Genomic DNA, 5,173 nt, shown 5'->3' on the forward strand with positions numbered 1-5,173 from the left:
CCCAATCCCCATTACCCCTTATCCCCAGAGGGGCCCCACCTTCCCCAATCCCACTCCCCACTCCCTCCACTTCCCCACTCTCCACATAGGCGTTATCTTAAAAATTGAGAACTACATCTCCACCCCGATCTGCTGAGTTCAGCACAAACTTACTCAGAAATACAAGTTCAAAGGTTTTTTTGATGAAAGGCAGGAAGTTGCAAATTTTACCTTATTTATTCACGAACTGGCGACGATTTTTGTCCGGATTATTGCTGCTTGCATGCCTTTTCGTCCTCGGTATGCCACCAGCATTTGCAAGTCTCAATGACGACAGATACGATGGAAATATCTTTGTGGTTTATGCTGGTAATGGTTCACTAGTTCCCCCCAAAACTACACTAGCAACAGCATTAAAAGAGCATAAACCAGCACTGTTGGTCTTTTATGTAGATGACAGCAGTGACTGTAAGCAATATGCGATCGTTGTCTCACGTGTACAAGCGTTTTATGGTATGGCAGCAGAGATAATTCCTATCAGTGTAGATTCCATGCCATCCAAACAAACCTATGACCCCACCGAACCAGGTTATTATTACTCTGGGGGTGTTCCACAAGTCGTGGTGTTTAATCAGTCGGGGCAGGTAGTCTTGAATAAGAAAGGTCAAGTACCGTACGAAGAAATAGATGACAAATTTCGAGAAGTGTTTGACTTGCTACCACGTTCCGAATCAGTGGAATTAAAGCGTCGCTCTTTCAATGAGTTAAATAGTGAATTAACTGAATAAATTTTGGGGCAGACAAAATTTGTCTGTCCTATATTTTGGTGCAACTTGATACTACATATTAAAAATACGTAGGGAATAATATCTAAACAACAGTAATAAGTAAGGAGGTTAAACAACCAACAAACAACAAACAACAACCAACAAATAACCAATGACCAATAACCAATGACTAATAAAGTGTGTTCTGATGTCAAAGGTTTACACTACACAGGAGCTAATCAAAATCTTAGCGGCTGAACGTCAAGCTTGTCTAAAGGGCGATCGCCTTAAATTAGAGATAACTGTTTCTGGCAATCCTGTAATTGACCAGTTTATCAGAACCGATGGGCTACAAAAGTTTAGTGCCTATCAAGATTTTAAAGCTGCTATCCATGAATACCAAAGAGAATATTTAGTTTCTGGAATTGTCTGGCGTGAGGTGAGTGTTAAGGGTAAAACTATTAGTTATCCAGAAATAGATTCTCAATTAATTGCTTTATCAAGTGACTTAGATATATTAAAGTCTGCAAAAAATTCTATCCTGGAATTTTGGAATGAAGTCACTGCCCAGATGGATTTATATTTGAGTGTTAATAATGGCAAACAATATCAACAAATTATCAAACCTGATGTTGATAGGATTGCTCAAATAACAGAATGGGCAAGTTTGTGTTGTTTTGAAAAATCTAATTTTTTGGAAATGATTTTGCAATTAGGATGGGGTCAACCACAAGAAGCTTGTTATAAGAGAGGCTTTCCAGCATCAGGTAGTGAGTTTATTCATGCTGTTAATCCTGGAAATCATCCGATTGGTTAAAGCATTTGAGAACTTGTGGCATGTCCAGCAGAAAAATGGTTGTTGTGATTTCTTCCCGGGATATGGCAATAGCATGGCTGGCAATCTCAAGCACACCAGACTGACGGTAAGACTGCGGCAATTGCCGGATCGTTTCTAACGGCAACTCTATCAAATCGGGTGGTTCACATACTGGAATTCCACACAGTTCTCCTTGAGAATTGGGCGTAATCACTAAAAAAGGTTGATCTGGTAACTGACGTAAATCCTCTAAGCCTAAATGTTGATGTAAATCTAAAACCCGAATCATGTAGCGACTAACCTGGATCAGTCCCATTTTACTGAGTTTGCGATCCGTTTTAGGAGGGCAAGTCACAACTTTTAGTACAGCTTTGATCGGTAGCGCCAAGCGATAATCTGCAACTGTAAACGCAATGAATTTTTCCAATTTTGACTTGTGATGGATGGTTTTCATGTCATTTCCTTACTGAGACACAGAATCGCGCGTAGTTTTTTCAAGGAGATTTGCCACCATTGTTAGCAGCTTGTGTTCCATATAAGGCTTGGTCATATAAACAGTTGCTCCCAATTGCGAAGCAAGCAAGCGGTGCTTATTGCTACTTTGAGATGACAGAACTAAGATCGGAATGTCTGCTAAAGCAGGAATTCGTTGACGGGATCTGAGAAATTCAAATCCGTTCATGCGAGGCATCTCGATATCACAGATTACTAGCTGAATACCGATTTGGTTCTGGAACAACTCAAGTCCTTTGTTACCATCTTCTGCTTGAAATACGCTGTAGCCAGCTTTTTGCAGAATTAGTGCTAGAGATTGGCGTGTGGTAATTGAGTCATCCACGATCAGAATCCTTGCGCCTGCTTTAGCGCCAAACTCTGAAGCAGGGAGTGCTGGTATAATACCATGAGATTGAGAAAGTAACAGTTGCTGAGGCCTCTGTGGAAGCATTGAGGGCACTGACTCTGCCCAAATAACAGAAGATGTGTTTTCGTACTGCTGAGCGTACATTTTTTGGATCAACGTTGCCCCATCAATCACCAAGGCTAGCTGACCATCAGCCAGAATGCTGGCACCGTGAACGTAGCTGGGTGCTGCGATCGCTGCCCCCAAGGGACGAATCACCAATTCCTGCTCTCCAATGAGTTGATCGACTTCCAAGCCAAAGAGTCCGTCTTGGCAGCGGATTAGCAGCAGGGAGAGTGGGGAAGATGTAGAGACGCGCCATGGCGCGTCTGAGACTGGAGGAGTGGGTGGATTGTAATCTAGAGTGCGCGTCAGCGAGTAAATTGGCAGCAGTTTCTCATCGCCCCCCTGACTCCAGCGCAAAAATTTGCTGCCGTTGCGCTCTAGAATCTGACTAGACAAGGGCATCAGAATTTGTTCAACGGCATCATCGAGCAAGGCATAGGTTTTGGAGCCAACCTGACAGACAAATAATTGAGCGATCGTCAAGCTCAAGGGGATCTGCAATGTGAATGTAGTACCCTGATGAAGCTGAGAATCAACTGTAACCGAACCCCGAAGGGATTTCAACTGGTTTCGCACTACATCGAGTCCAATGCCACGGCCAGAGAGGTCATTAACTTGTGAGGCAGTCGAAAAGCCCGGCTCAAATAGTAAATCGCTTAGCTGAGTTTGATTTAGACTATTCGCCTGTTCGAGAGAAACTAGTTGTCCCTCTACTGCCCGTTGTCGAATCTGCTCGAAATCCAACCCATTCCCGTCATCCTGCACTTCGATCGCCAGATATCTGCCTTGGTGATAGGCAGATATTTTGATTTGACCCTTCTGTGCCTTCCCTCGCTGTTGCCGAACTACGGCAGGCTCAATTCCATGATCGAAGGCATTACGTACTAGGTGTAACAAGGGATCAAATAGTTTTTCAGCCACGGCCTTATCCACTAGAACTTCATTCCCATGCAGTTCGAGGGAGATTGGCTTATTGTATAAGGTTTCTAGCTGTTGCAGAATGTGGGGAAAGCGACCGAAGATCTCGCCCAAAGGTAACATCCGGGCTTCAATTAAGGTACTCTGGGTTGCACTCAGCAGTTGTTGCTGCTTTTCCACTGTTTGGTTAGACTGGTGGGCTAGCAGGTCAATTGCCTCAGCCGTTTCTGCTAGTTGCACCATGTGATCCAGAAGTGACTGAATCAAGTGAGCGTTGTTACCGTAATCCTTCGCCCAGAATCCAGAGGGATTGTGCCGCAAAGCCTTGGAGGCTTTACGCGCTGCTTTATTTGAGGATTTGGAAGAAGTTTGCGATCGCCTTTGTAAACTAGCCTGACGGTTAGACTGATCTTGCAGTTGAGTGAGGAGTTTTTGATGCTGCTTGATCTGCCTCAGAAGTGTTTTACTTGTAGCCTGTAGCTTCTCAATTTGAAGCGACTGACTGTTTTGGTTGGTGACTAATTCTCCAACTGAGTAGTTGAGACGGTCTAGATGCTTAACGCTAACCCGCACTGTGGGAGAGGGTGAAACCTGGTCTTTTTGAGGTAAAGGGTTTAAAGGACTAACCGATGGCTGGGACTGGGGGGAATTGTAACTCGGGCTGAAGTCTTGCTCAACGCTCGCGCCTGAGTCAGATTGCGTAAATTCTCCCAGATGTTGTTCGAGTATTGACTCAACTGGAGTTACCTGCTGAACCCAAATGCTTTCCAGCACCGGTACGTCTGGCTCTTGGGCTAGCGACTCGTTCACCTCTGTCTGGGTGAGAAAAGTGGGTGCATCAGCACTAGTGGTCAAATCTGCGAGTTGTTGTAATTCGCTAGAGGGTTCGCCACCCTGGCTGCGATCGCCCGCCAAGACCGCTGTTTGTCCTGCTTGCAAGTCCCTCAGAGCAATCTGAGCAATGAATACTGCCCGATCTGGATGGTTATCCAGAGCAGCAAGCACTGCCTGGGCGATCGCTCTAAATCCTGATAAATTCAAAGACTCAGCTAAACCCAGGAAAACTTCGGCTTGAGTTCGCAGTAGTGAGGCGATTTCTTCGTCGGACTGGCCATTTTCTAAAGCCGTGGCGATTTGCTCTAACCTTTGAGTAACTCCAACTTCAAACAGGGATTGAGTCAGATCGAAGCCCAGTTCTGCGGAGGTGGGGAGGTGCGCTTCCCGACCAAAAAAATCTCCTAGTTTTTCTTGCAGTCGGGCAAAAATAGCGGCAGCTCGGTCTAGAATTTCAGCATGGTTTACTGAGCCACCTGTGAGTTCGGCGACCAGAGGTAGCCGCAGGCACTCAAACCCTTCAAAGAGTAAGGCTTCTACTTCCGGATCAATAGAAACATCGGGTTGACAAAGAGCTTTAAAAATATCTTCCAGCGAGTGAGCCACCGTGGCAACGGTTTCTAACTCCACGCTTGTTGCTGCCCCTTTTAAGGTGTGGGTGGCTCTCATTAAGTTATTGACTTGATTGATCCCCCAGTTTTCCTTGAGGCTCAACAAGCCTTGTTCTATAGCTTGCAGGAGTTCCGGTGCTTCCTGGAGAAAGTATTGATAGGTTTGCTCGCGGATCGTCGGGTCAAGGGTCATGGTTGAGGGCTTATATTGGGGATTGGGGATTGGAAATAACCAACCACTAACCACTAACCACTAACCACTAACTACTAACCACTAACC

The 5,173-nt window shown here is 45.2% G+C and carries 4 protein-coding genes; 2 read left to right on the forward strand and 2 right to left on the reverse strand.

Going from position 1 to position 5,173, the window contains the following annotated elements; translation table 11 throughout:
• Positions 1-182: 182 nt before the first annotated feature.
• Together HXY43_RS07285 and HXY43_RS07290 are read left to right on the forward strand one after the other, a co-directional pair.
• Entirely contained in the window at positions 183-767 is a 585-nt protein-coding gene (locus HXY43_RS07285; protein ID WP_290881703.1) for a thylakoid membrane photosystem I accumulation factor, read from the forward strand.
• A gap of 187 nt (positions 768-954) precedes the next feature.
• Entirely contained in the window at positions 955-1,563 is a 609-nt protein-coding gene (locus tag HXY43_RS07290) for a hypothetical protein (RefSeq protein ID WP_290881705.1), read from the forward strand.
• On the opposite strand, the gene HXY43_RS07295 is transcribed toward HXY43_RS07290, so the two are convergent.
• Positions 1,535-2,017 (reverse strand): chemotaxis protein CheW, encoded by a 483-nt coding sequence (locus HXY43_RS07295; protein WP_290881707.1) that lies wholly within the window; start codon positions 2,015-2,017, stop codon positions 1,535-1,537. The genes HXY43_RS07290 and HXY43_RS07295 overlap by 29 nt on opposite strands.
• A gap of 9 nt (positions 2,018-2,026) precedes the next feature.
• Positions 2,027-5,086 (reverse strand): response regulator, encoded by a 3,060-nt coding sequence (locus tag HXY43_RS07300; protein ID WP_290881708.1) that lies wholly within the window; start codon positions 5,084-5,086, stop codon positions 2,027-2,029.
• Positions 5,087-5,173 lie beyond the last annotated feature (87 nt).

Source organism: Fischerella sp. (genome assembly GCF_013388695.1).
Taxonomy (GTDB): domain Bacteria; phylum Cyanobacteriota; class Cyanobacteriia; order Cyanobacteriales; family Nostocaceae; genus PCC9605.

Bases quoted from the DNA above. Each gene is read 5' to 3' on its own strand.
- HXY43_RS07285 (WP_290881703.1), top strand. From the start codon at position 183: ATGAAAGGCAGGAAGTTGCAAATTTTACCTTATTTATTCACGAACTGG.
- HXY43_RS07290 (WP_290881705.1), top strand. From the start codon at position 955: ATGTCAAAGGTTTACACTACACAGGAGCTAATCAAAATCTTAGCGGCT.
- HXY43_RS07300 (WP_290881708.1), bottom strand. From the start codon at position 5,086: ATGACCCTTGACCCGACGATCCGCGAGCAAACCTATCAATACTTTCTC.
- HXY43_RS07295 (WP_290881707.1), bottom strand. From the start codon at position 2,017: ATGAAAACCATCCATCACAAGTCAAAATTGGAAAAATTCATTGCGTTT.